Annotated in this window: 21 protein-coding genes and 1 pseudogene; 13 read left to right on the top strand and 9 right to left on the bottom strand. The window is 65.4% G+C overall.

Annotation, left to right across the window (positions count from 1 at the left end; all coding sequences use genetic code 11):
* Positions 1-475 precede the first annotated feature (475 nt).
* Positions 476-1,573 (top strand): medium chain dehydrogenase/reductase family protein, encoded by a 1,098-nt coding sequence (locus DES45_RS17920; protein WP_114771410.1) that lies wholly within the window; start codon positions 476-478, stop codon positions 1,571-1,573.
* A 313-nt stretch (positions 1,574-1,886) separates the two neighbouring features.
* Here the strand turns inward: DES45_RS17920 and DES45_RS17915 are convergent, their stop codons facing one another.
* The 4 genes from DES45_RS17915 to DES45_RS17900 are packed head-to-tail and all read right to left on the bottom strand — an operon-like array spanning position 1,887 to position 7,231.
* Positions 1,887-2,891, bottom strand: coding sequence for a hydroxyacid dehydrogenase (locus DES45_RS17915; RefSeq protein WP_114771409.1), 1,005 nt, complete (start codon positions 2,889-2,891; stop codon positions 1,887-1,889).
* A 22-nt stretch (positions 2,892-2,913) separates the two neighbouring features.
* Positions 2,914-4,152: an efflux RND transporter periplasmic adaptor subunit gene (locus DES45_RS17910; protein WP_114771408.1), complete on the bottom strand. Its 1,239-nt coding sequence runs from the start codon at positions 4,150-4,152 to the stop codon at positions 2,914-2,916.
* 3 nt (positions 4,153-4,155) lie between these two features.
* The gene (locus tag DES45_RS17905) at positions 4,156-6,519 is read right to left on the bottom strand and encodes an ABC transporter permease (protein ID WP_114771407.1); all 2,364 of its coding nucleotides are present in this window, start codon (positions 6,517-6,519) and stop codon (positions 4,156-4,158) included.
* A 4-nt stretch (positions 6,520-6,523) separates the two neighbouring features.
* Positions 6,524-7,231 (bottom strand): ABC transporter ATP-binding protein, encoded by a 708-nt coding sequence (locus tag DES45_RS17900; protein WP_114771406.1) that lies wholly within the window; start codon positions 7,229-7,231, stop codon positions 6,524-6,526.
* Positions 7,232-7,995: 764 nt separating this feature from the next.
* On the opposite strand from DES45_RS17900, the gene DES45_RS17890 reads away from it, so the two are divergent.
* Entirely contained in the window at positions 7,996-8,487 is a 492-nt protein-coding gene (locus DES45_RS17890; protein ID WP_210210233.1) for a hypothetical protein, read from the top strand.
* A gap of 51 nt (positions 8,488-8,538) precedes the next feature.
* On the opposite strand, the gene glgP is transcribed toward DES45_RS17890, so the two are convergent.
* Positions 8,539-10,227 (bottom strand): alpha-glucan family phosphorylase, encoded by a 1,689-nt coding sequence (gene glgP, locus DES45_RS17885; RefSeq protein ID WP_245571780.1) that lies wholly within the window; start codon positions 10,225-10,227, stop codon positions 8,539-8,541.
* Between the two features lie 288 nt (positions 10,228-10,515).
* Here glgP and DES45_RS17880 point away from each other — a divergent pair, with 288 nt between their 5' ends.
* The 7 genes and pseudogenes from DES45_RS17880 to DES45_RS17850 all read left to right on the top strand — a co-directional run bounded on the left by DES45_RS17880 (position 10,516) and on the right by DES45_RS17850 (position 16,368).
* Positions 10,516-12,915 (top strand): heavy metal translocating P-type ATPase, encoded by a 2,400-nt coding sequence (locus tag DES45_RS17880; RefSeq protein ID WP_114771403.1) that lies wholly within the window; start codon positions 10,516-10,518, stop codon positions 12,913-12,915.
* Between the two features lie 245 nt (positions 12,916-13,160).
* Positions 13,161-14,210, top strand: coding sequence for a tyrosinase family protein (locus DES45_RS17875; protein ID WP_170151551.1), 1,050 nt, complete (start codon positions 13,161-13,163; stop codon positions 14,208-14,210).
* A 116-nt stretch (positions 14,211-14,326) separates the two neighbouring features.
* Entirely contained in the window at positions 14,327-14,560 is a 234-nt protein-coding gene (locus DES45_RS17870; RefSeq protein ID WP_173949862.1) for a DUF2933 domain-containing protein, read from the top strand.
* A complete protein-coding gene (locus DES45_RS17865; protein WP_114771401.1) occupies positions 14,557-14,748 on the top strand; it encodes a hypothetical protein in 192 nt (63 codons plus the stop codon). The genes DES45_RS17870 and DES45_RS17865 overlap by 4 nt, the downstream gene beginning before the upstream one ends.
* An 85-nt stretch (positions 14,749-14,833) precedes the next feature.
* Complete coding sequence (locus DES45_RS24815; RefSeq protein WP_147282440.1) at positions 14,834-15,184, top strand: hypothetical protein; 351 nt, start codon at positions 14,834-14,836, stop codon at positions 15,182-15,184.
* Positions 15,185-15,262: 78 nt separating this feature from the next.
* Positions 15,263-15,868 (top strand): CopM family metallochaperone, encoded by a 606-nt coding sequence (gene copM / locus DES45_RS17855; protein ID WP_170151550.1) that lies wholly within the window; start codon positions 15,263-15,265, stop codon positions 15,866-15,868.
* A gap of 10 nt (positions 15,869-15,878) precedes the next feature.
* Positions 15,879-16,368: pseudogene (locus DES45_RS17850) on the top strand (DUF411 domain-containing protein).
* An 80-nt stretch (positions 16,369-16,448) separates the two neighbouring features.
* Here the strand turns inward: DES45_RS17850 and DES45_RS17845 are convergent.
* Both DES45_RS17845 and DES45_RS17840 read right to left on the bottom strand, forming a co-directional pair.
* Positions 16,449-16,973, bottom strand: coding sequence for a DUF305 domain-containing protein (locus DES45_RS17845; protein ID WP_114771398.1), 525 nt, complete (start codon positions 16,971-16,973; stop codon positions 16,449-16,451).
* Positions 16,974-17,101: 128 nt separating this feature from the next.
* Positions 17,102-17,503, bottom strand: a complete 402-nt coding sequence (locus DES45_RS17840; protein WP_114771397.1) for a hypothetical protein — start codon at positions 17,501-17,503, stop codon at positions 17,102-17,104.
* A 119-nt stretch (positions 17,504-17,622) separates the two neighbouring features.
* Between DES45_RS17840 and DES45_RS17835 the strand changes: the two genes are divergently transcribed.
* The 4 genes from DES45_RS17835 to DES45_RS17820 all read left to right on the top strand — a co-directional run bounded on the left by DES45_RS17835 (position 17,623) and on the right by DES45_RS17820 (position 20,544).
* On the top strand, positions 17,623-17,880 hold the full coding sequence (locus tag DES45_RS17835) for a heavy-metal-associated domain-containing protein (protein ID WP_114771396.1): 258 nt from the start codon (positions 17,623-17,625) through the stop codon (positions 17,878-17,880).
* A gap of 11 nt (positions 17,881-17,891) precedes the next feature.
* Complete coding sequence (locus tag DES45_RS17830) at positions 17,892-18,074, top strand: hypothetical protein (RefSeq protein ID WP_114771395.1); 183 nt, start codon at positions 17,892-17,894, stop codon at positions 18,072-18,074.
* Between the two features lie 545 nt (positions 18,075-18,619).
* Positions 18,620-19,609 (top strand): thymidylate synthase, encoded by a 990-nt coding sequence (locus DES45_RS17825; RefSeq protein ID WP_114771394.1) that lies wholly within the window; start codon positions 18,620-18,622, stop codon positions 19,607-19,609.
* A gap of 23 nt (positions 19,610-19,632) precedes the next feature.
* A complete protein-coding gene (locus DES45_RS17820; RefSeq protein ID WP_114771393.1) occupies positions 19,633-20,544 on the top strand; it encodes an alpha-glutamyl/putrescinyl thymine pyrophosphorylase clade 3 protein in 912 nt (303 codons plus the stop codon).
* Here the strand turns inward: DES45_RS17820 and DES45_RS17815 are convergent.
* Positions 20,541-21,638 (bottom strand): ImmA/IrrE family metallo-endopeptidase, encoded by a 1,098-nt coding sequence (locus tag DES45_RS17815; RefSeq protein ID WP_114771392.1) that lies wholly within the window; start codon positions 21,636-21,638, stop codon positions 20,541-20,543. The two genes, DES45_RS17820 and DES45_RS17815, sit on opposite strands and share 4 nt — an antisense overlap.
* A complete protein-coding gene (locus tag DES45_RS17810; RefSeq protein WP_114771391.1) occupies positions 21,635-21,961 on the bottom strand; it encodes a hypothetical protein in 327 nt (108 codons plus the stop codon). Before DES45_RS17810 ends, DES45_RS17815 begins: the two co-directional genes overlap by 4 nt.
* Between the last annotated feature and the right edge of the window lie 145 nt (positions 21,962-22,106).

The raw sequence follows: 22,106 nt of genomic DNA, 5'->3' as shown, positions 1-22,106 counted from the left end.
CGGCAGCACCCCAGCCCCAGCCGCGACGGTAGGGATAGTGCCGCCATCCGTGATCTCGGGCGTGCGCTCGCCGCAGCAACAATGCGACCACAATGAGCGGGAAGGTCGGGAACGGGTCACGCTACGAAATTCCCTGGCCTTCAGGAGCGTCCGGTTTCCTGTCTGACATGGACGTTCGGCTCGTGCCCAAGAGCTGCCTCTCAGCCCAATTCTCTTCACGGCAGTTCTGGAATGCCGGGCGCGGGTCGGACGCTTGGCAGGACGCGGCTGTCAGGGCCACGGTCGCTGGCACGTGAAGACCGGGTCCGCAGTGCTCGCTGATTTGAGACAGATCAAGGGGGAGCCGCAGGCAGGCGAGTTAGAATGCTGCATTGGAAGTCTCGCCATCCGGCACGGCGGTGAGACCCTCGGCACAGGAGCCGCCCAGGCCTTTCCCGCCCTTGCACCGGATCACGAGGTTGCAAGGAGAACGCCCATGATGAAACCGCGCAACCAGGTTGTTCAGGTTGGGCGCTTCGGCGGTCCCGACGGGTTGGAGGTGGTCGATGCGCCCATGCCGACGCCCGGCCCGGGCGAGGTGCGGGTGCGCGTGCTCGCCTCGGGCCTGGAGTACACCGACGTCACGATCCGGCGCCACCTCTATCCGCAAACGATGCGCCTGCGGCCGCCATTCGTGCTGGGCTACGACGTGGTCGGCGAAATCGATCAGCTCGGCGACGGCGTGACGGGCTTCCGGCTTGGCGAGCGCGTGGCCGACATGACGGTGGTCGGCTCGAATGCGGCTTATCGCACGCTCCGGGCCAAAGACCTGACCCGCATGCCGACGGACGTCGATCCGGCAGAGGCGACGACGCTGATCCTGAGCTGGACCACGGCCTACCAGCTCCTGCACCGCACCGCCCGCGTGCAGCGCGGCCAGCGCGTGCTCGTGCAGGGCGCCGCCGGTGCCGTCGGCCAGGCGCTGCTGACGCTCGGCCGGATGGCCGGGCTGGAGCTGTGGGGCACCGCACGGGGGGAGCACGCCGGGATCGTCCGCGAGCTCGGCGCCACGCCGATCGACTACCAGCGCGAAGACTTCACGCGCGTCCTGCCGGGTGGGTTCGACGTCGTCTTCGACGGTGTCGGCGAGGACGATTATCGCCGCTCGTTCGCGGCGCTCAGGCCCGGCGGTCTGCTCTGCGCCTATGGCTATTCGGCGAATGTGCAGGCGGAGCGTCGCCTCCTGAGCCTTCTGATGTGGCTTGTGCGCGTGTATGTCTGGCGGCAGGTGCTGGGGTGGTTGCCCGGCGGCAAGCGCCTGCGCCTCTACTCGATCAATCTGATGCGGGCGCGCCATCCTGCCTGGTTCCGGGAGGATCTGGAGCGGCTCTTCGAGCTGTTGGCGACAGGCGCCATCCGGCCGCGCGTCGCCGGGCGGATCTCGATCGATGAGGTCGCCGACGCGCATCGCCGTCTCGAGGCGGGTAGTCTCGCGGGCAAGCTCGTCCTGTGCCCGGATCTCGAGGTGCCGCGTGCCGAGGCAGCCTCTGCCACAGCACCTGAGGCACCTCTCCAGGTTTCGCGTGCGCAATGACCGAGTTGCCATGCGCAAGCACGCTGCGATCGACATGAGCGTAGCGGCTTGGAGTTGGCTCGATCCGGAGGATCCGACATGATGTTCGGTTCTGGCATAATGGGGCACTGGAGCGCATTGCACTGGGGTGCCCTTACGGTTTTCGCCGTTCTGGTCCGTGATCGCCCTGATCCCGTTTGCCAATCTGATCGGCCTGTGGATTGTCGCCATCGTTCCTTGGCCCCACAGCCACGAGGTTAACGGTCCTGACGGCACAAGGGCGCCGAGAGCGGCGTAGGATGGCACCCGCAAGCGCGGCCCCGGCTGCTCAACTTCAGGCAACGACATTCCGGGGCTCTCCCCTGACGAAGGCCTCGATGTTGCCGAGTGTCGTCTCGATGATGCGCTGGATCGCCCCATCGGTGTTATAGGCGTTGTGGGGCGTGACGATCACGTTCGGGAACCTGAGGAGCACGTGGTTCGCCACCAGGGCCCTGAGGTCGTAAGCCACGGGCACGGCCTCGGCCCGAAAAATCTCGGCCTCCTCCCGGATCGCAGGCTCCTCGGGCAGCACGTCGAGGCCCGCCGCCGCCAGCCTGCCCCCGGCCAGCGCCCGAACCAGCGCGGCAACGTCCACGACGTTGCCGCGGGCCGTGTTGATCAGGACCGCTCCCGGCTTCATGAGCCCGAACTCGCGGTCGGACAGGAGGCCGATCGTCTGTGGCGTCGCGGGCACATGCAGCGTCACCACGTCGGCGGCGGTCAGAATGTCGTCCAAGGGCGCGTAGCGAAAGCCCATCCGGTGCGCGGTTTTCTCATTGGATTCGATATCGAACGCCACCACGTCCATCCCAAATCCCTTGGCGATCCCGACGACGCGGCGCCCGATCCGCCCGGTGCCGATCACGCCAAGGGTCCTGCCGTGGAGATCGAAGCCGCGCAGGCCGCTCTGCGAGAAGTTTCCGCGCCGGGTCCGGTCGACGGCTTCCACCAGATGGCGGCTCACGGCGAGCAGGAGCGCGAAGGCATGCTCCGCGACCGTGTGGTCGCCGTAGTCGGGAACGTTGCACACCGTCACTCCATGGGCACGGCAGTACCCAAGATCGATGTGGTCATGGCCTGTCGAGCGTGTCGCGACGAGCTTCAGCCGCGGGAGTTGCGCCAGCACGCCCGCATCGAGCCTCGAATAGACGAACGGGCTCACGATCTCAGCGTCAGCGTACTTCACGACCGTATCCCCGGTCAGCCGCTCGTGGGTACACGTGACCGCGTGATCGGGCTGGAGCCTGAGGCACGCCTCATGCTCCCACTGCTCGGTCTCGAACACGGCGACCTTCATGGCTCACGCCTCCTTTGCTCCGTCATCGGCTGTCGCGTTCCGAGACGGCCACTCCGTCCCTGATCCGGTCGCTCGGATGCAGCACGACGGAATCCCCGGCCGACAGCCCGGACAGCACCTCGGCCTGACGGCTGTTGCGGTGCCCGACCCGGACAAGGGCGGTATGGGCCCGGCCGTCCCTCACGGTGAACACCGCCCACTCCTCCCCACTTCGGAACAGGGCACTGACAGGCACCGTCAGGACATTGTCGGCGCCCCACGTCGTCACATGGACCACGACGCGGAAGTCATGCCCGAGGGCGCTCCACGCCTCGGGCGGATCGACGAAATCGATCACGGTGCTCACCCGTTGCTCCTCGATGCCGAGCGCCGAGACCTTCAGGAAGCCGGCCGGATCCACGCGCGTCACTCGTCCGCGCAGCGGGGGCCCGCCCCAACCGTCGATCCGCACCGACGCTCCCGGCTTCACCTGCACCGCGTCGGTCGAGAGAAGGTCCGCCGCCACCTCGATGTCGAGCGGATCACCGATGGCGAGCAGCGGCGCCCCGGGCAGGACGACCGCCTCGCTCTCCTGGATGATCTTGAGAATGCGCCCCGTCACGGGGGCCCGGACCTCGATGCAGCAGTTCGGGTTCGTTGCCTCCGAACCGCCTGAGGGATCGATCAGCCGCGCAGCCGCGACCGCCTGCTCGCTGCGGCGGACATCGAGCTGAGCCTTCGCGCTCGCGAGGGCGGCTTCGTTGGTGTCGACGTCGAACTGGGCCTTGTCCAGCGCCCGGGACGAGATCGCGCCCGTGCGGACCAGCGCCTGGGCCCGCCGGAGCTCGTCGCGCGAGAAGTCGAGCGCCGCCTCGATCCGGCGCACCTCCGCCTCCGCCAGCTTCACGGCCGCGTCTGCCGCCGCGACCGCCGCCTGCAACTCCTCGCGCGACCGGATGTCGAGAAAGCTCGGCAGGGTCGGCTGCATGACGGCCACGACCGTCTCGCCCGCGGTGACCTGATCGCCGATGTGGAGGGAGGTCTCGTGGTGCCCGGCGGGATGGGAGATGCGCAGGACCCTCCCGGCCACGGGGGCGGAGACCGTGTAGATGTGGCGCACGCGCGTGCGGGCGTCGTCGTCGACCGTCACCTCCATCGGTCCCAGCGTCGCCCGTGCGAGATCGACGGGAATTGGCCGGGGCCAGGCGAACCAGCCAATCCCGGCCGCTGCTCCTGCGAGGATGAGCGTCCCGGCCACACGTTTGAGCCAAATCCCACGCATGGGCTAATCCCGCGTCTTGAGGACGGCCACGAGATCGAGCTGATGGACCCGTCGGCGCACGACGAGAGCCGAAACGACGGCGGCGGCCACGACGACCGCGCTGGCGAGGACATAGGTGGAATTCTCCACCACCAGGCGCACCCGCATGAGCTCGCCGGCCAGGTTCGTCCTCATGACCCATGCCAGTCCATAGCCCATCACCCAACCTGGGAGCTGCGCAACCAGCGTCAACAGGGCCAGCTCCAGGAACAGGATCCGCAGGACCTCGGCCCGGGTGAAGCCGAGAACGCGCAGGCTCGCCAGCTCGCGCGCCCGCTCCGACAGCGAGATCCGGGCGGTGTTGTAGACGACCCCGAACGCGATGATGGCAGCCAGCCCGGTGTAGATGCTGGCCATCGTCGTCACGAGCACGGCCAGCGAGGCACGGAAGTTGGCGAGCGACACGCGCTGGAGCGCCAGGCCACTGACCGAAGGCAGCTCCTTGACAGTGTCGTAGAGGGAATCGAGCCGGCTCTCGTCCAGCGCCAGGTGGACGCTGTTGATGACCGGCGCCTCCCGCATCAGCCGCGACAGGGCGTCGGCGTTCATCATGCCCCTGATGCCGAAGTAATCCTCGACCAACGCGGCGATGGGCAGGGTCACCGTCCTGCGCTGCCCGTCGAGCAGGTCGACTTCCACGTCATCGCCCACCTGCACGCCGAGGATCTGCGCCAGCATGGCGGAAATCGCCAGCCCGCTTTCCGGCAGCACCACGGGACGCAGCTTCTCGTCGATGATCCGGCTGAGGTCCGCGTCGGGCGGCCGGCCGCTGATCATGATCCGCCGCTCGACGTTGCGGTGCCTGATCCGGACGGGAACCTCACGGTAGGGTTCGGCCGTGATCACGCCGGGCAGGCGGGCGACCTGAAACAGCACGTCCCGCGGGCGCTTCTCCGTGAAGCTGACAGTGGCATCCTGCCGGTCGGCCATGAAGTACGTGACGTCGATCAACTGCTCCATGGTGTCCCGGGTAAAGAGCGACACGATCAGGATCGCGGTTGCGAGCGCCATGCCCAGCACTGTGAACCCCGCCCGGAACGGATGATGGGCGATCCCCCGCAGCATCATGATGGCCGGCTGCGACAGCAGGCGATCGACGCGAACGCCCAAGGGGAGCAGGTGCCTGAACTGCGGCGGAGCGGGCGGCTGCATGGCGACCGCCGGCGCCAAAGCGACGACACCGCGGAGGGCTCGAGCAGCACCCAGGGTTCCGGCGGTGAGGCTCGCCACGGCCGCCATGAGATAGACGTCGGGGCTCTTGCTGAAGATGAGGAACGGGAAGCGGAAATAGTCGCCGAACAGGCTGGTGATGAGGCTCCCGAGCCAGGTGCCGGCGAGACTGCCGATGGCGATCCCAATCACGACGAGGGCCAAGACGAACTTGAGGTAATGCGAGGCAATGGCGAGATTGCCGTAGCCCAGGGCCTTGAAGAGCCCGACCTGCTCGCGGTCGAGCGCCACTAGGCGGTCGAGCGTCAGGTTGACCAGGAACGCCGCCACCACCAGGAAGATCGGCGGCAGGGTCCGGCTCATGTTGTTGAGCATGTCGAGCTCGTGGTCGAGGAAGGCGTGCGAGGTCTGGTCCTTGCGCCCGTAGGCCGCCTGCCCGCCGTAGCGGTCGAGAAGCGCGTCAAGCCGGAGGATCACCTCGCGCTCGGAGGCATTCCGCAGGAGCTTCACGGCGACCGACGAGAAAGCGCCGTCGAGGTCGAAGGCGCCGGCCAGCGCCTTCTCCGGCATCCAGACGATGCCGAAGCGCCGATCGTCCGGCATGATGTCGCCGGGGCCGATGGCGTAGACGAACTCGGGCGAGAGCGTGATCCCGACGACGGTGAGCTCGCGCTTGCGGCCGTTCAGGATCGCCGAGAAGCGCGCACCCGGGACGAAGCCGTGGGCGTTCGCGAAGCTCTCGCTGATCGCGACCTCCGCGACGCTGCCGGGCTCAGGCAACCGCCCGGCCCGGACGTAGAGCTGATTGAGATGCGGCGTGCCATGCTCCGGCAGCGAGACGAACCGACCTGTCGCAGGCTCGCGGAAGCCCGGGATGTCGAGGAGGGCGAGTTTGGCGATGCGCGCGTCAACGGCCGCCACGCCAGGAATTTCGGCGATCTGGCTCACCAGGCTCATGGGAGCGCGCCGCACCAGGGCGAACACGTCGGCGAACTGATAGCGTTCGTAATAGGCTCTGCGGGTCTCGTCGAGCGAGCGGTAGGAGCCCACGGACATCACGAGGGTTGCGACCGCGCCGGCGATCACGAGCGCGATGGCGAGCGCCTGCGCCCAGAGCCGTCTCAGGTCGCGGAACAGCTTGATGTCGAGCATCCGCATCGGATCACCAGGTGAGCTCGGCCGCCGCCCGGCGCATCTCGTTCCTGATCTCTTGGGAGATCCGGCCGTCGGCGAAGAAGAACACGCGGTCGGCCACCTCCTGGATGCCTGCATTGTGCGTGATGATCAGGGTCGTGGTCCCGAGTTGGGCGTTGACGCCCAGCAGGGCCTCGATCACCCGGATGCCGGTCTTGGAATCCAGGGCGCCGGTGGGCTCGTCGCAGAGCAGGACCTCGGGCCGCTTGGCGATGGCCCGCGCGATGGCGACGCGCTGCTGCTCGCCGCCTGAGAGCTGGGCCGGGAAATGGTCCATCCGCGCTTCGAGCCCGACCAGCGCGAGAGCCTCGTCCGGGCGCATCGGGTTCTCGGAGATCTCGGTCACCAGAGCGACGTTCTCGTAGGCCGTCAGGCTCGGGACAAGGTTGTAGAACTGGAACACGAAGCCGACATGGCGCCGGCGGTAGGCGGTCAGACCGCGGTCATCGAGCGTAGTGAGATCGAGGTCCTTGAAGAACAGGCGCCCGCTCGTAGCCTGGTCGAGCCCGCCCATGATGTTGAGCAAGGTCGACTTGCCGCTGCCCGAGGGACCAAGCAGGACGACCACCTCCCCGGCCGTGATCTCGAAGGTGAGCCCTCTCAGGGCACGCACCTCGACCTCCCCGGTCCGGTAGACCTTTGTCAGATCGCGCGCCGTAAACACGCCTGTGTCCATCCGACCCCCTGCTCGCGTGTCCGCCTGAGGCATCACGGAGACCTCAGGCGATTTGAAGGGAGCTCGCGCTCATCTGAAATCCTCCTTGGTACGTCAGGGTGATCCTGGCCGCTTTGGGGGATGCCGGGCTGGCAATCCCCGCGAGGGAATTCCGTGCCTTGGCTGCCGCGGCGGTGATAGGAGCGGGCCGTCCCAACGCGGCGAGCGGAATGCCGATCGCATTGTCGGCGAATGCCCCAAGGCCGTTCTGCCGATAGGATCCTCGGCGGATGCGTCGGACCCGATGCCCGAGGGCGCTGCGGACCATCCATCCGCTGTCCTCCCGCTCGCCCCGCCGTCCCGGCCATTGGCTGGGCGACTGCTGGCGGTCACCGCATTTCAGCCCCGAAACCAGTCTGCCGCAGTCTTCATTCCACGACGGCCATCATACCAGAAACGGAGGCATGAAGCGGTCCAATATCCAGTGGTGAGCCGGACGGGGGCTCCGGTGACCGAGCCCGCGGCCATGCAAGTCAAGCTCGCCCCGTGACCGATATCCGCCCACCGCCTGGAGACTGCGTGTCGAGGAGCAGATCGCGGAGCACCTGAGGGCCTTTCCGAAGCTGGGAGATCGGCTTGTGGCTGGAGCCACGATGGTGTTCTGATCGTGCGCCCTCACCGCACCCGCTGCCGTGACGGCGAACTGGAGTGTCCGCGTGACGGCGGATCGGCCATTGTGCTATGCTTTCGACATATGGCACGCGCCAACTCTGGGAGGGACTGCCTTGACGCCCTCACCGAACCCGCTGCCGATCTTCATTCCGTCTCCCGGTGGGACGGACTACCTCCTGGTCGGGATGGCGATCTTTTTGGTCGCCTTCATGCTCGCAATAGGTCTCCTCTACCTGACGCTGCATCACCTCCCCGATCACATTGCCCACAAGTCCCAAAAGGTGCAGTACGAGATCGTGGGCGTGCTGGGCCTGCTCGCCATGTTCACCCATGTCCACGCCTTCTGGATCGCAGGGCTGCTGCTGGCGCTGACCGACCTCCCCGACTTCGGCAGCCCGTTGCGTCGCATGGCCGGAGCACTCGACAGGATCGCCGCTGGTCGCCGGATGGTCATCGAAGACATGGACGGAAAGCCGACGAGAGCTGGACCGATCATGGTGCACGGGCTTCCTACAGTAGCCGATCCCGAGAGCAAACACGTCCCCGACGCCGGAGCAGGTGCTCCTGGCACGCCTCGGGAAATCACGGGCCTGCATGGACCCTGAGCATCATACCTGGAACTCGGGACGCATCGCCCGTGGCTGACCTGCCACGTGTCAGGGCCGGACGTAAGCCTCGGTCGTGTAGCGGCGCATCATCCGCTGGCTGTTGAAGTAGGACGCGATCTTGGAGATGCCCTGCTTCATCATTCCGATCCAGCGGGCGCGGTCCTGGTAGTACGTGGGCAGAACCTGCCCTTCGAGCCTGTCGTAGAGGTCATGCCCATGTTGCTCGGCCCCCTCTGCGCCGTCCCGGCCAATCGACCAGCCGGTGACGCCGTCGATGCAGGCCTCGATCCACCAGCCGTCGAGCACGCTCAGGTTCAGGACGCCGTTCAGGGCCGCCTTCATGCCGCTCGTTCCCGACGCCTCCAGCGGCGGCAGCGGCGTGTTCAGCCACAGGTCCGTCCCGGCCACCAGGGTCCGAGCCAGCGCCATGTCGTAGTTCGGCATGAACGCCGTGCGAATGTCTGGGGAGAGCTGGCGCATCCGGTCATGGATGTCCCGGATCATGTGCTGGCCCTGCGTGTCGCAGGGATGGGCCTTCCCGGCCATCACCACCTGAAACGGGAAACGCGCATCGATCGCGCGAAGCCGCTGCACGTCCGCCAACAGGAGGTCCGGACGCTTGTAGCCCGTCATGCGGCGGGCGAAGCCGATCAGGGGCACATCCGGATCCATGGCGACGCCGGTGCTCCGCAGGATCTCCTCCAGCAGGTCGCGCTTGGCCCTCTGGTGGGCGGCCCAGACATCCTCGTCCCGGAGCTGGTCGGCCCGGACCAGGAGCTCGGGCTCATGGCCCCAGTTGGGCAGGATGTCCTGATAAAGCCTGGCAAAGGCCGGGTGGGTCCAGGTCGGGGCATGCACGCCGTTCGTGATCGCCGCAATCCTGTAGCCCGGGAACATCCGCTGCGTCGTCTCGGCATGGCGGCGCGCGACACCATTGACGTAACCGCTGAGGTTCAGGGCCAGCCGGGTCATGTTGAGCCGGTCCTCGCCGGCCAGGGGCCTGAGTTCGTCGAAGGGGACGAAATCGGCTCCCAGGATGCGCTGGACGTCCTCGTAGGCGAAGCGGTCGTGCCCGGCCTCGACCGGGGTGTGGGTGGTGAACACGCACATGTCGCGGACGTGGTCGACCTCGTGGGCCAACCCGTTGCCGCCGGACCGGCGCCTTCGGCGCAACAGCTCGAGGGTCAGGAAGGCCGCATGGCCCTCGTTCAGGTGATAGGTTCCGATGCTGAACCCGAGCGCCTGGAGCATGCGGGCGCCCCCGATCCCGAGCACGACCTCCTGCATGAGGCGGTACACCTCATCGCCGCCGTAAAGGTGGTCGGTAATCTTGCGGTCCTCTGGGGCATTCTGGTCGAGATCCGTGTCGAGCAGCAGCACCGGAACCTGGTGTCCGATGGGGCACGTGACCACGTAGAGCCAGGGCCGGATCCAGACCGAGCGGCCCTCGATGGCCACGGCGATCATGGCCTCGAGCGGTGTGGCCCACTCCGCCGGGCTCCAGGGATCGTCATGCCCGACCTGGGAGCCGTCGGCGGCGATCTCCTGGCGCAGGTAGCCCGCCCGGCTCGCCAAGGTCACGAAGACCACCGGCAGCTCGAGGTCGGCGCAGGACCGGGCGGTATCCCCCGCCAGGATGCCAAGGCCTCCACTGTAGCTGTGGATCTCAGGCCGGAGGGCGATCTCCATCGAGAAGTAGGCGATGCTCGTGCGCTGGAGAAACGGGAGAATGGCCACGACCATATTCCAATTTGAAGCCCTGTCGTGAGAATGCCCTGCCGTGAGCTTGAAGGAAGATTAACGCCTGTACCGCCGTCCGCCTTGACGCGGATCAACGCCGAGCGCGGCCTTGCGGCATAGCCTCGGATCAGAGCCCAAGCGGCGCCCCATGGCTGCATCCCGGTGACTTGGCGCGACCCCGTCAATGCCAGGCAGTCTGCCAGGTAAGGCTTACCGACTTGACCTTGCCACGATGGAAACCCTCAGGATTCCCAGTCGGGATCGAGAATCAAGCAGAGGACCGTCATGAACGACACCAAAGCAAACGGTCATTCAGGCCATGCCCGTCACGACCATGGCGTCCACCACGACCATGCCGGGCACCATCACCACCCCGATCCAGTGGCGGATACCGGGACGGTGAAGGATCCGGTCTGCGGGATGATGGTCGACCCGCATGTGACCACCCACCGGGTGCAGTACGAGGGCAAGCCGTACTACTTCTGCTCATCCGGCTGCCAGTCGAAGTTCACGGCCGAGCCTGCGAAGTACGTCGAGCCGGCAACGGCGCGAAAGGCCAAGCCCGTGCCGGAGGGCACGATCTACACCTGCCCGATGCATCCCGAGATCCGGCAGGTAGGTCCGGGCTCCTGTCCGATCTGCGGCATGGCGCTCGAACCCGTGCTCGCCACCGCCGAGGCTGGCTCAAGCCATGAGCTCGTCGACATGACGCGCCGCTTCTGGATCGGCCTCGTCCTGAGCCTACCCGTGGTCGCGCTGGAGATGGGCGGCCACCTGACGGGCTTAAGCCACTACGTCGGCCAGCAGACCTCGAACTGGATCCAGATGCTGCTCGCGACCCCGGTCGTGCTCTGGGCCGGCTGGCCGTTCTTCGTGCGCGCCTGGCAATCGCTCGTGAACCGCAGCCTCAACATGTTCACGCTGATCGCCATGGGCACGGGCGTAGCATGGGTCTACAGCATGGTTGCGACCCTCGCCCCTGACGTTTTCCCGTCCGCCTTCCGGGGTCACGATGGATCGGTCGCCGTATACTTCGAGGCGGCGGCGGTGATCACGGTGCTCGTCCTGCTCGGGCAGGTGCTCGAACTGCGTGCCCGCGAGACGACGAGCGGCGCCATCCGGGCACTGCTGGATCTTGCCCCCAAGACGGCCCGCAAGATCCTGCCCGACGGCTCGGAGCAGGAGGTCCAGCTCGATACCGTGCAGGCGGGCGACCGCCTGCGGGTCCGTCCCGGCGAGAAGGTGCCGGTCGACGGGGCCGTGCTCGAGGGGCGCAGTGCGGTCGACGAGTCGATGGTCACCGGCGAGTCGATGCCCGTAACCAAGGAGGTCGGCGCCAAGGTCATCGGCGGCACCATGAACCAGAGCGGCGGCCTCGTCATCGAGGCGCAGAAGGTCGGACGCGACACCATGCTGTCCCAGATCGTGCAGCTCGTCGCCGAGGCGCAACGCAGCCGCGCCCCGATCCAGCGCCTAGCGGACCAAGTCTCGGGCTACTTCGTGCCGGCCGTCATCGGGGTGGCGGTGCTGGCCTTCGTCGCCTGGGCAATCTGGGGACCCGAACCGCAGTTCTCCTATGGCCTGGTGGCCGCCGTGGCGGTCCTGATCATCGCCTGTCCGTGCGCGTTGGGCCTCGCGACGCCAATGTCGATCATGGTGGGGGTCGGGCGAGGCGCCCAGGCGGGCGTACTGATCAAGAATGCCGAGGCGCTGGAGCACATGGAGAAGGTCGATACGCTCGTGGTCGACAAGACCGGCACGCTCACCGAGGGCAGGCCCGCCGTGACGGCCGTCGTGCCGGCGCCGGGCTTCGCGGAGGCCGAGGTGCTGCGCCTGTCGGCCAGCGCCGAGCGACCGAGCGAGCATCCGCTCGCCATCGCCATCGTTGAGGCGGCCGAGAAGCAGGGCATCACGACGGCCCCGGTCACGGACTTCGACTCGCCCACCGGCAAGGGCGCGCTCGGCACCGTCGAGGGGCGGCGCGTCGTGCTCGGCAGCGCCAAGTTCCTGGCGGAGCACGGCATCGACGTCGCTCCCCTGGCCGTGTCGGCAGACCGCCTCCGCGAGGATGGGGCTACCGCCATTTTCGCAGGTGTCGACGGGAGGGTGGCGGGCGCGATTGCCATCGCCGATCCGGTGAAGGCAACGACGCCCGAGGCCTTGGCCGGCCTGAAGAAGGAGGGCATCCGCGTCGTGATGCTGACCGGCGACAACTGGACGACGGCACGGGCCGTCGCCCGCAGGCTCGGGATCGACGAGGTCGAGGCCGAGGTGCTGCCGGAGCAGAAGAGCGCCGTGGTCGAAAAGTTCAAGCGCGAGGGCCGCGTGGTGGCCATGGCGGGTGATGGCGTCAACGACGCGCCGGCGCTGGCGGCGGCGGATGTCGGCATCGCGATGGGCACCGGCACCGACGTGGCCATGGAGAGCGCCGGCGTGACCCTGCTCAAAGGCGACCTGACCGGGATCGTGCGGGCGCATCGGCTGTCGCATGCCACGATGCGCAACATCCGCCAGAACCTATTCTTCGCCTTCATCTACAACGCCCTCGGCGTGCCGGTCGCAGCAGGTGTCCTCTACCCGTTCTTCGGCATCCTGCTGTCGCCGATCATCGCGGCGGCCGCGATGGCGCTGTCGTCGGTCAGCGTGATCGGCAATGCGATCCGGCTCCGTACCGTCCGGCTATGACATTCGGCCCGGCAGTCCGGGCGGAATGTCGATCGAAAGAGGGGGCGCGTCGCCGGCGAATTCCGAGGGGTGCTTTGCCGCGTAGGTGGTCACCGCCGTCGGAGCGTTCGTTCATCACTGTCGACGGCGATCCTGCCGTTTCGCGTACGGTCCTGTGAGGCAGCGCACGGGCATCCCGGACCGGAGAAGGCATGCTTCCGGTTGGCCGGCCCAACTCCATCCCGGCCAGCGAAGGGAGAAATTCCATGAGTGAGCGCAACAACCGTGCACGCTCGTCCCGCAAGGATGCCCTTGAGTCCGATGGTCATGGCGATCACCTGACCCTGGATCACTTTCCCACCCGCGACGAGGTCGCCAGAGCCGAGGCGGCCAAGCCCGGGCATGAGCCGCACGTCCATGGCCCGCATCCGATGTTCGATCACTTCCCGACCCGGGACGAGTTGCGGGACGCGCAGGCGCACTTCGGCATCGAGCGCATGCCGGACCTCGAGACGGCATGGCTGCGGGTCGAGCGGCACCTGAACGAGACCGGGCTTGAGCTCCGCAAGTCGGATTTGCTGACGCAGCTCACGCCAAAGCTCTCGGACGCCCTCATCGGCGACAGGCTCCAGATCAAGCCCTGGATCCTCGCGCTCCTCAGGGCCCTGTTCAGGAGCCGGGCCGACCATCGGACGCTGAGCTCGGCGCAGCGGCAGCAATTCAACGACGCCATTCAACAGGTTCATGCGGACGGCAGCTACCAGGCCCTTGCCGCCGTGCATGCCGACATGAGCCACAACATGCATTCGAACATGGGAGCCGTCGGCACGCAGCGCTTCCTGCCATGGCACAGGGTCTATCTCCTGAAGATGGAAGACCTGCTGCGCTCCAAGAAGCCGGGCCTGACGATCCCCTGCTGGAACTATGCGGTCGATAAGGCGCGGCCTGACTGGGTCTGGCGTCCGCCCTCAGTGACGCGGCCGGCCCCCGGCGCGAGCGGATCGCTTCCGGACCCCGCGGGCATGAACGCCATTCTCTCCAATTCCGGTTACACGTCCTTCACCGAGGATCTCGAGTTCGACGCCCACAATCAGGTGCACAACTGGTGTGGTGGAACGCTCAGGAGCCCGCCGACGGCGTCACAGGATCCGATATTCTGGCTGCTGCATGCGAACGTCGATCGCATCTGGGATCTTTGGCAACTGAACCATGGCGGAACGCCGTCGCTCGTCGGAACCGATGCGACCATGGACCCTTGGACGCAGACCGCCAGCGATGCCAATGACGTGATCAAGCTCGGTTATTCCTACAAGTAACCCGGCAGCTCGGGAGGCCCATTGTCCGGGCCTCCCGAGGGCCTCATTTGAGCGAGATCAAGGCGCGTTCCCCTGCACCGTCTGAGATTGATCTCACCTGATCGGGAGACCTCGCCATGACCACACCGAACGTGTCTTCGACGCCGCCCAAGAGCTGGCGGACGCTTTTGGTCGGAACTCCCCTGGGCTGGGTTGTTACGCTCGCGCTGGCCGGACTCGGTATCTATCTGTTCGCAACCCACACGGGCCACATCCTGTCCGCCCTGCCCTACCTTCTGCTGCTCGCCTGCCCGCTGATGCACCTGTTCATGCATGGCGGTCATGGTCACCATCACGGAAAGCGCGAGTGACCGTCGCCAGGCCTGACCGCCTGCGCTTGCCCAACCTCACGTCGGGCATCGGCGTGGCCGTTGCTGGCGCCGGGATCGGCGTCTTGGCTGCCAGCCGCATCGGATCCCTTGGCTTACCGCTCCTGTTCATCGGTGCTGCGGCCCACGCCTGGGGCATGGAAGCCAAGCACCGCCTGGAGCAATTCTGATGCAGGCGAAACCGGAACGGCCTTCAGGTGCGGGGATTGATCTGGAACAATGGAAAATAGGGAAGGTCACGCTAAGTTCGAGCGCATGATGCCCCTCCGGTCACTGATCCCGTGCCTGCTCCGCTGCATCCTCGCGGTCGTGCTGGTCGTCGGCACGCTCGGGCCGACCGCGGTCGCATCCGCGGACCGGGGCAACGACGGCGCCTCCGTCATCTCCCATGTCTCCGCGCCGCACGATTGCTGCGATCCCGCTCCCGAGAGGATGGGCCGCGGCTGCGCTCCGGTCTGTTCCCAATCCTCCTGCGGCGTCATTGGCCTGCCTGCCTTCGGGCTCGCGAGCGCTTCCGTTGCCCGCGCGGGCTCGTGGTGGGTGGACACTACCGCATTTCCGGATGGCCTCCCTCCGGAGACACTGGTGCCCCCTCCCCGATCCTGAGCTGCTGTCCGCACTCGGGCCATGCCTCAGGCAGGCCTTCGTCTTTCAGAAGCTCGACCGTTCTCGAGGAGAACCACCATGAAGTCATCCATTCTCGCACTCGCTCTCGCCGCCGGCCTGTCGGTTCCGGCCCTGGCCCAGCAGGCGCCCCCGTCCGACGCGGACCATACCGCTCACCATCCTGAGCAGACCCAGGCACAGACTAGCGCTCCCATGGGCGGTCCCCAGAACCAGATGGGTGCGACGCCTTCCCCGCAAGGCGGGATGTCCGGCATGCAGGGGGGCATGATGAGCCAGGGAACCCAGCGTCCCGGGGGGATGATGTCCGGCATGGGGCAGAACATGATGATGAACTGCCCGATGATGCAGGGCATGATGGGCCGCGGAGCCGGCACCATGCAGATGGGCGCCGTCGAGGGGGACCAGGGCGTCGCCTCGCTCGCCATGAACGCGGTCAACGAGCGCATGCACCGCGAGATGGCCACCGCGTACACGGGGAACGTGGATGCCGACTTCGTCCGGAACATGATCGCCCACCATCAGGGCGCCATCGACATGGCCAGGATTGAGGCCGCCTTCGGCAAGGATCCCAAGATCCGCGAGCTCGCCCAAGCCGTCATCAGGGCACAGGAGGACGAGGTCGCCATGATGAAGTCCTGGCTCGCCGAGAACGCGAAGCAGTGAGGCAAACAGGATGCAACCGAACCTGACGATCAGCCGGCGGGCTCTCCTCGTCGGCCTTGCCGCCGCTCCCCTCGCCCTTTCCGCCCTTCCGGTGGTTGCCGCGCAGTCCCTGCCGAAGATGACGGTCACCAAGGACCCGAGCTGCGGCTGCTGCGGGGCGTGGGTGGATCACGTCCGCAAGGCTGGATTTCCCGTCGAGGTGATCGAGTCCGCCGAGGTGAACCGCCTCAAGGTCCGCCTCGGCGTGCCGCAGGCGCTCGCCTCCTGCCACACGGCGGAAATCGGCGGCTACGTGGTCGAGGGGCACGTTCCCGCGGACGCGATCAAGCGCCTCCTCGCCGAGAGGCCGCAGGCCAAGGGACTCGCGGTTCCGGGCATGCCGGTCGGCTCCCCGGGGCATGGAGGTCGAGGGCGTCGAGGACGACACCTACGACGTCGTCCTGTTCGGGCCCGCCGGCCAGACGACGTTCGCGCGCTACCGGGGCAGTCGCCCGGCCTGATGCCTCGTGTCGCCGGCTCATGTCCGGCGAAGGACATGCCGTGACAGCGAGCCCCCGCGATCCGCGGGGGCTCGGATGCGTCATTGAGCGCCTTCCTTCTTCGCATTCGCTTTCAGCCAATCCTTCATCTCGGCGATCTCCTGGCCCTGCTCCTTCTTCGTCTTCTCGGCCATCTTCCTGGCCTCGGCGTTGTCGCCCGTCTTGAGGACCACGTCGGCCATGTCGATGGCGCCCTGGTGGTGTGCGATCATCCCGCACACGAAGGCGATGTCGGAGTCCTTGGCCATGACGCCTGCCATCATCGGGCCGTGCATCCTCATCATGGCCTGCATGTAGCCCTTCTGGGCATCGTTCATGTTGGCCATCATGCCCTGCATGCCCTGCATCATGGACGACATGTCCATGCCTGGCATGTTCTGCATGTTCTGCATCTGCCCGCTGGCCTGGACCGCCGTCCGGCACTCCTCCGGCAGGCTCTCGGCCGACATGGTCATCTGGCCGCCGGAAGGATGCTGCATCTGACTCGGCTGGGTCTGCTGGGCCAGGGCGCCGAAGGTGCCGACGGACACGAAGGCGGCTGCGATTGCGAACATTCGAATGGTCATGGTGATTTCCCGAATTCCAGGCGCGGTGAGTTCATGGCCCGCACGGTCACGGCGCCTGACGCACCGAGGGGCCAAGGTCCCATGGCGAACGGGAGACCACGCCGAGGCGTGCCTGCCCCGTTCCCGGTTCAGGCGTGCTTCGGCGGACGGTCAATGCCCGATGGGGCGGCGGGAGGTGCTCGCGGATCGCGCGGGATCGGCACGGCGACCCACGACATGAGGGCGGTCGTGAGGCTCATCGCACCAGGTACGACGGCCATGATGCAGCCGGGATGACAGCAGGTTTGCCCCATTGCGTGGTGCTTGGCGGGAGACGCGTGGTCGTGGTCCGGCATCCACGGCGCCAGCACGTCCGGCCCACCATGATGTGCCTCCGCTCCGACGGTGGATTCCGCCGCCCGTGCCATTGCGGACAATGGCGCGCTCGCGAGGCCGAGGGCGACCGTCACGACCAGCAGGCAGCGGAGCAGGAGGCGAAGGCAGGTCACGGCACCATCCCTTGCGGTCGTGGCGGAAACGAACGCTCTCATGATCGGTTCCCCATCCCGGAAGATGCTCCCTGGGGAGGCCTGCGGAACAAGCGCTTGACCTTGCCATCGTGGGAAGGCGCACGGTTGGTTCATCGCCACCATGAAACGGAGAAGACGCGATGTGCGGATGCAGCATCCACCAGACACAGACCACCCAGAATTTTGAGCGTGATCCGTCTGCCCTCACCCTGCGGGTCGAGGACATGACCTGCGGCCACTGCGCAGGGACGATCAAGAAGGCCATCGAGACGGGCCTGCCAGGCACGAGCGTGGACGCCGACCCGGCCTCCAAGCTTGTCTCAGTCCGCGGCAGCACCGATCTGGGCGCCATCAAGGCTCTCGTGACCGAGGCCGGCTACACCCCGACAGCAGCCTGAACCGGGATTTAATGACTGACCGCCGCCGCTTCCCAGCCGTCCTCGGCGGCGCGGGGGCGGTCCTCTCCCAGACGCCTGCCTTCGCAGGGAAGGGCCTGCCGAAGGCCGTCATGGGCAAGGATCCGTCCCGCGCCTGTTGCTCCGGCCAGGCCCTGGCCACGAACGTGACTGCGTCGTATCAGTCCTGCCCCTAGGCTTTCTCCAGCGGGTCAGCCGCCTGATGCGTCCGCCTGCTCGAATGGTGATCTGCCTGGGCGGATCCAGCGCAACAAAGCCCAGCTCGCCGGGGGCTCCCCAAACCTTTGGGCCTTCGTGACCGGGGCGGGTTGGGGTTCTCCGCCTTCCTTCATGCGTTCATGCCTCCTGATCCCGACCATCTTGCCCGTGCCACGTAGGGACTAGCCCATGCGGCGGATGAGTCTCAGATTAGCTAGCGGCAGTCACGATCGGAACGGCCGCTCAGGGTCAAGAGGAAATGATCCGTGCCTCACAAGAACGTCCGGGGTTCTCAGCAGGAGCTGACATTCGATCTACTTCGCGAATGTGCAACCAGCGGTCATAGGGCGACGGACAGTGCAGAAACTGATGGAGTGCTAGGGCTCACAGCACCTCAGAAAGTAGCACTTGATCGTGGACGCGCCGATAGCACATAAGATGAAATTCACATTCCGCGATCAACTCCGTTTACTAACCCTTCTCATGGCGGTTGGCGCCTCGAGGATACTCCGAGCAGGACGATATGGAATTCACGGGTGAGAGTTTGGATGAGGTCCTGATCGATCTCTACCAGGCTCTCTTGGGCAGCAAGGACCGCAACGTCGGAACGCGCGGTTCAAATATGGAAATGCTCGGGACGGCGCTGTGTATCACGAAGCCGAGGTCGAGGCTCAGCCGCTCCGAAAACCGAGGCAAGCTGTTCAGCGCGCTCGGTGAGCTGCTTTGGTACTTGGCCGGCTCAGACAAGCTCGAATTCATCGAGCCTTACATCCGCGCCTACAGAAAGGAAGCAATTGAGGGTGTAGTCCCCGGGGCCTACGGCCCACGCCTGTTCTCGATGCGAAACAATCTGGATCAGATAGCGAATGTCACGAAGCTCCTGCGATGGAAACCGTCCTCCAGACGCGCGGTAATCCAGCTCTTCAATGCCGAAGATATTGCACTGGATTATCCAGAAACCGATGACCCATCGTTCGTCTATCCGGAGACACCCTGTACGATTAGTCTCCAGTTTCACTTACGCGAAGGCAGGCTTCACCTGTCTGCAAATTTGCGTTCGAACGACGCCTTCAGGGGGCTGCCTCACGATGTCTTCTGCTTCACCATGCTCCAGGAGATGGTGGCACGGAGGCTTGGGGCTGATCTCGGTAACTACCTCCATTATGTCGGAAGCATGCATCTCTACGACGATACTGCTGAGGAGGCGCGACATTACGTTGAGGAAGGGCATCAGAAGGTTGTTGAGATGCCCCCCATGCCCGAGGGGGATCCGTTTGCCCTAGTTGATACTCTGCTCGCTGTCGAGAAGCGGATCCGCAACGGGGAACGCTTAGTTGCCTCCGATCTCCTGTCAGATCCTTATTGGGCAGACATCGTTCGCCTTATTCAGGTCCACTGGGAAAGAGATGAGCATAGGCTCAATGAGCTCAAGGGCGAATTCGCCCATCCTATGTACCGCATGTTCATCGACGGACGACGCGAAATGAGGAAACGGGCGCCGACGCCACGGTGAGACTGAAACAAGGGAATATCTAGGTGACTTGGCCAACTTGGGGTAACGAGCGGACACGAATTGCAGCCGCGCTCCGCAATCATGCACAACCGCTACCGGGCATCGCGAACCAACAGGCGCTTGAAACGCTAGCAATGCAATTCGTCGCGAGCCTGCGCCGCGAGCGGTATTACCAACTGGTTCAGCGCAAGCGGATCTCGCCCGATCGTGCAGATCCCAATCATCCCTCATTCGATGCGGAGCGCGCGGTTGCCTACCATGTACAGCGTGACAACTTCGACGAGGCTGCTTGGCTGATATTTCTCATGACGCACTTCGCCCGCCCCGCAGACACTGGCTGGCTCCGCCTGCGGGACGTCTATGGTAAGTTGGGTCAAGGAACTTGGGACTGGGCGACGGTCACTGCTAACCCTGGATCCTTCACTGCGTGGCTGGCCGCGAATTGGCAAAATGTCAGGGGCAAGTTCGGGAACCACCGGAAGTACGAAAGCCTACGTCCGGACGCGAGCCGTCCCATGAGCCGGGTGGTGGAAGGGTACATCCGATGGATTGGACTTCAGGGCCATGCAAGTTTCTTCGGGAACATCGTGCGACATGCGGGTAACGATCCTCACCGAATCTTTGATGCGCTCTATCAGGATTTGCCCATACCGACCTTCGGGCGCTTGGCGAAGTTCGACTACCTATCGCTGATCGGGCGCTATGGGATTGCGCCCATCACAGCCGGCTCAGCATACCTGAACGGGGCGACTGGTCCGGCTGCGGGCGCGCGCCTTCTTTTCGATGGAGTGAGGAACGGCCCCTCGACAAACCGACACCTTCAGGCACAGCTCGATGCACTCGACATTGAACTGGGTGTTGGCATGACAGTCATGGAGGATGCCCTTTGCAACTGGCAGAAGAGCCCCATGACTTTTGTTCACTACAAGGGCTAGAGAACGGACTCGAGTTCACTCCAAGTCCAGCGACGCTTGAGGCTATTGAGCCGATCGTGACCAATCATCTTCCGGTGCTGCATCTGGCCGACGATGAGGCCAGGCGCGGTCCCGACAGAGACACTGAAGCGAAGCACGGACTTCCTTTCGGGCCGCAGACACTCGAATTCAGACTGTCGCTGCGCCGGAACGATGCAGCCGCGAGCGAACTCGTTTGCCTCGCGCTCGGGATCGTCTTGGAATGTCTCCTCATCATCGATGAAGGTTTGGCCACCATGCAGGAGAAGGTGTCCGATCTCATGGAATAGCGTGAACCAGAAGTGATCGTCGGCCCGATGGCGGAAGCTCATGAGGATCATCGCCTTGTCGGCAGAGATCATGCGGGTCGCACCGCTTGCCCTGCATCCTGTTGGCGCCCGAACTGCTACTAGGGCGACGCCAACCTCGGCGAGCAAGTCCCTGAGCTTCGGCAGGAAGCGTGTCGGATGCCCAATCCTGCTGAGACTGCGTATGGCGCCGAGCCTATCTCGAAGACCTTCCGCATTCCATGGCTTGGAGGGCAGCAACGCCGCCTCCAACTCGCCTTGCCGAAGCCACATGGACACAGCCCCATCGTCCGAGAGGAGTGTTGGAGACGTGCGGAATTGCGTCTCGCTACGGATGGAGCCGTAACGCCGCATCCAGGCTTGCAGGCTGTTCACGTTGAAGAAGACGAGACGCCGGCGGACCTCGTCACGTCGCTGCGGTTCGCTGAGCCGACCTTTCGCCCTTGAGCCTGGCACTGGGACACGCTTAAGCCACTCCTCGCCTTCGTTGGGATAGATCATGCTGACCACCCGGGCCAAGGACTCGTCGAAATTGGCTTGGCGCCGCAGCCAGAACTCAGCAGAGCCCCCGAGGGCAAAGGCGAGTTCCTCCGCCAGGCGTGCATCGATCCGGCACGATCCCGCCAAGAGACCACGAACGGCATCCATGCCACCGACCAATCCCTCGGCAAGCTCGTGCGCCGACACGTTTCGGCGCTCCATCAAGGAAAGCAGCGTGTCTCCCGGCATCGAGAACCAGTCGCGTTCGAAGGCTTGTTCCTGCGTCATGACTGCTTTGAAAGGTCCATCAGCTTCAGGTACCGTACGGTTGCCCAATCCGGCACCCCGTCGACTGTAAGGCGGAAGCGTATGCCTGTGGGCACGAATGTCGCACGATAACGTGCGCCAATTCCGACCTCGATGGATTTATCCCCAACGATTCTCGCGCTTGTTCCGAACATCGCCAGCAGCTCCTCTGCGGTGCCCATGGCCTCAATATCCGAGATAGTCGAGATAAGCGCTCGTGCGTCCGAAGCCCCAAGAGCCTCTTCGGCGGCTTGTAAACTCGAGCAGATCGAGACCAGGAGTCTTGTTTCAAAGGAGATGTTCACGCTGGCCTGCTTACGACCCTCGCCTCGGCCATTTGCGAGACTGCGTTTCTCGCCTCATGACCGGCCTTACGGTACTCGACACCATGCAAATGAACACAGTCAAGGATTGGCTTCCGAATCATAAGGCTTAAAGGCCTGAAGCTAA

This window comes from Microvirga subterranea (assembly GCF_003350535.1).
Lineage (GTDB): Bacteria > Pseudomonadota > Alphaproteobacteria > Rhizobiales > Beijerinckiaceae > Microvirga > Microvirga subterranea.
Note: the sequence above shows the minus strand (reverse complement) of the source record. Positions and strands in the feature narration are given on the sequence as shown.

Coding starts and splice junctions, on each gene's coding strand:
- DES45_RS17870 (WP_173949862.1), top strand. CDS start 14,327: ATGACCACACCGAACGTGTCTTCGACGCCGCCCAAGAGCTGGCGGACG.
- DES45_RS17920 (WP_114771410.1), top strand. CDS start 476: ATGATGAAACCGCGCAACCAGGTTGTTCAGGTTGGGCGCTTCGGCGGT.
- DES45_RS17915 (WP_114771409.1), bottom strand. CDS start 2,891: ATGAAGGTCGCCGTGTTCGAGACCGAGCAGTGGGAGCATGAGGCGTGC.
- DES45_RS17835 (WP_114771396.1), top strand. CDS start 17,623: ATGTGCGGATGCAGCATCCACCAGACACAGACCACCCAGAATTTTGAG.
- DES45_RS17875 (WP_170151551.1), top strand. CDS start 13,161: ATGAGTGAGCGCAACAACCGTGCACGCTCGTCCCGCAAGGATGCCCTT.
- DES45_RS17905 (WP_114771407.1), bottom strand. CDS start 6,519: ATGCGGATGCTCGACATCAAGCTGTTCCGCGACCTGAGACGGCTCTGG.
- DES45_RS17900 (WP_114771406.1), bottom strand. CDS start 7,231: ATGGACACAGGCGTGTTTACGGCGCGCGATCTGACAAAGGTCTACCGG.
- DES45_RS17880 (WP_114771403.1), top strand. CDS start 10,516: ATGAACGACACCAAAGCAAACGGTCATTCAGGCCATGCCCGTCACGAC.
- DES45_RS17845 (WP_114771398.1), bottom strand. CDS start 16,973: ATGACCATTCGAATGTTCGCAATCGCAGCCGCCTTCGTGTCCGTCGGC.
- copM (WP_170151550.1), top strand. CDS start 15,263: ATGAAGTCATCCATTCTCGCACTCGCTCTCGCCGCCGGCCTGTCGGTT.
- DES45_RS17830 (WP_114771395.1), top strand. CDS start 17,892: ATGACTGACCGCCGCCGCTTCCCAGCCGTCCTCGGCGGCGCGGGGGCG.
- DES45_RS24815 (WP_147282440.1), top strand. CDS start 14,834: ATGATGCCCCTCCGGTCACTGATCCCGTGCCTGCTCCGCTGCATCCTC.
- DES45_RS17815 (WP_114771392.1), bottom strand. CDS start 21,638: ATGACGCAGGAACAAGCCTTCGAACGCGACTGGTTCTCGATGCCGGGA.
- DES45_RS17910 (WP_114771408.1), bottom strand. CDS start 4,152: ATGCGTGGGATTTGGCTCAAACGTGTGGCCGGGACGCTCATCCTCGCA.
- DES45_RS17840 (WP_114771397.1), bottom strand. CDS start 17,503: ATGAGAGCGTTCGTTTCCGCCACGACCGCAAGGGATGGTGCCGTGACC.
- DES45_RS17825 (WP_114771394.1), top strand. CDS start 18,620: ATGGAATTCACGGGTGAGAGTTTGGATGAGGTCCTGATCGATCTCTAC.